We start from the raw sequence: 2,375 nt of genomic DNA on the forward strand, positions 1-2,375 counted from the left end.
CTACCGTTTCAGTCGGTAAAACTTGCGTAGAGGATGTTTGCTCAGCGGTATTATTGCTTATAGCCGCGCCAGCAATGTCGTCATACCCCATACTATCAGTATCTTCAGCATAACTATCCCAGCCAGTATCGGTAGCACTGGTTTCCGAAGAGACAGCATCAAACTGAGAAGGGATTTTAGGCGTAAACAAGGTCGCTACGGTCATAAGGTACTCAATATCTTTACAAAGTTGATGTTACGGTAAAAATAAGCAGCCGTAACTTTAACAGGCTGGCTTTAAAAGCAGCGATTATAACAAATTTTGCTAACAGATTGAAAAGTCGCACAAAATTAGTGGCTTTTTGTGCCCATTTTTATCGCCACTTATGCGCAATTAAACATATCTTCAAAGTTATGCAATAATGCCACCTTTATTAAAATAACCCATCCTCAAAACTCAAATTTTTCAAATTTCTTAAACCAACAATAGACAATACTATGACTTACGTAACTGCGCCAACCTCCTCTCCCAGTCTCAAAGACAATGCTGATTTAGCAGCACTACATAAAAGCCAAAATGCCGTGGTGCTGCTATCAGGCGGGCTTGATTCTGTAACGTGTTTGTATTGGGCAAAGGCGCGCTATACGTCTGTGACGGCGGTCAGTTTTAACTATGGTCAACGCCACAATAGCGAGCTTGTCGCTGCCAAAGCCATCGCAAAGACTGCCAATGTTAACCACCGCATTATTGATATCGATATCGCCCAGCTTGGTGGCTCATCACTCACCGACCACAGCATGACTGTCCCTGATGGCGATACTGATAAATTTCCAATTAACAATCACGATGACAGTGATGTCAATAATATCGATAACGTTGATAACGTTGATAATAACGCCATTCCAAACACCTATGTGCCGGCGCGTAATACCATATTTTTATCTTATGCCTTGGCAGTCGCTGAAGTCACCGATGCCAACCATATCGTCATCGGCGTCAGTTCAGTCGATTATTCTGGCTACCCTGATTGTCGTCCAGAATATATCGCCGCCTTCGAACACATGGCGAACCTTGCTACTAAAGCTGGTGTCACCGGTCACAATTTGTCGATTCAAACGCCGTTGCAGCATTTAAGCAAAGCCAAAACCATTGAGCTTGGTTTAGCGCTCGGGGTCGATTATGGGCAGACGATTTCTTGTTATCAGGCAGATGCCAATGGTCTTGCTTGCGGTATTTGCGACAGCTGCGTCCTACGTCGCCAAGGATTTGCCCAAGCTGGGGTTGCTGATCCAACGCGTTACCAGTCTAATGAGACTTAATAAACCCTTGGAAATATTCTGTTAAGTATTTGAAAATGGCGCTATTATTGTCTTGGCACGGCCGCCTATTAAACATTTGCGCAACATTTGCTTGCATTAACACAGCACGCTAGCGTTGTATTTTAAGCAATTTACTTGCTATGGTATGGGCGACTATGTCAGTCACAAGCGACATGTACTGCTGGTTTACTAAAATATAATGAGTGACATAGATAAAAAAGGCTTTTATAGTTACCTATACTTTTATCATCACTTATATAAGCCATAAAACCTGTGACCACATAACACTACCAAGATTTTATATAAAATCTGAGAAATTGACACGACCCGTAGAGGATGTTTATGAAGTTTTTGCCAGTTTTACCCCTAGCTCTTGCTGCGCTGTTTGCCTTACCACAAGCAAACGCAGCCGACATCAAACAAGACAATATCAATACCTGTGTCAATGGCGCGGTCAAATATAAAGTCGCTAATAAAAGCGATGCCACCAAACTTTGTAACTGCACCATCGGTGTCCGTAGCAATATGACCATCGGTCAAATGTGGGAAATCGAAAGCTATGCAAAAAGTAAAAAAGACCCATCAGGTCTCCCTTACGTGAAAAAAATGCAAAAAGACTTGCAGCAATGCACCGTGGGCTTGGACTTAAAACAGCCACAAAAACCTGCCTAAGCGGTTTAAAAAATACTTGCTACAAAATACAAAAGACTGGTCATTGCCAGTCTTTTTTGTTGCGAATGAATAAGTGAAGTGTAAAACGGAGTATTTATTTCTGCCAATCTGCCTATAATAAGACCACCTACTATAATATACGCATAACCGAAACTAATAAGGATTTTATAATGGCTAAGCCCACTACAGAGAACCTTGCCTTGCCCGATTTTCCGGTCACTATCGTGCGCGAGCTAGACGGCAATTTTATTCATGACGATATCAGCCTAAAAGAGCTGGTTGCCCATACCGATAAAGGGCTTATCTTATATTTTTATCCAAAAGACAATACCCCAGGCTGCACTACGCAAGCGACAGAATTTACTACTCATATCAATGCGTTTGATGAATTGGGCTACGATATC

At 42.1% G+C, this 2,375-nt stretch carries 4 protein-coding genes; 3 read left to right on the forward strand and 1 reads right to left on the reverse strand.

Going from position 1 to position 2,375, the window contains the following annotated elements; all coding sequences use genetic code 11:
- Positions 1 to 205: hypothetical protein (locus tag V7D75_RS04915; RefSeq protein WP_333613650.1), on the reverse strand; the 205-nt coding region annotated here is incomplete at its 3' end.
- A 272-nt stretch (positions 206 to 477) separates the two neighbouring features.
- Here V7D75_RS04915 and queC point away from each other — a divergent pair.
- The 3 genes from queC to V7D75_RS04930 all read left to right on the forward strand — a co-directional run.
- Positions 478 to 1,299, forward strand: coding sequence for a 7-cyano-7-deazaguanine synthase QueC (gene queC / locus V7D75_RS04920; protein ID WP_333613651.1), 822 nt, complete (start codon positions 478 to 480; stop codon positions 1,297 to 1,299).
- Between the two features lie 342 nt (positions 1,300 to 1,641).
- Positions 1,642 to 1,971, forward strand: coding sequence for a hypothetical protein (locus tag V7D75_RS04925; RefSeq protein WP_068408057.1), 330 nt, complete (start codon positions 1,642 to 1,644; stop codon positions 1,969 to 1,971).
- Positions 1,972 to 2,141: 170 nt separating this feature from the next.
- A partial coding sequence (locus V7D75_RS04930; protein ID WP_333613652.1) for a redoxin domain-containing protein occupies positions 2,142 to 2,375 on the forward strand: 234 nt, incomplete at its 3' end.

Source organism: Psychrobacter sp., from assembly GCF_036731945.1.
In the GTDB taxonomy this organism is placed as follows: domain Bacteria; phylum Pseudomonadota; class Gammaproteobacteria; order Pseudomonadales; family Moraxellaceae; genus Psychrobacter.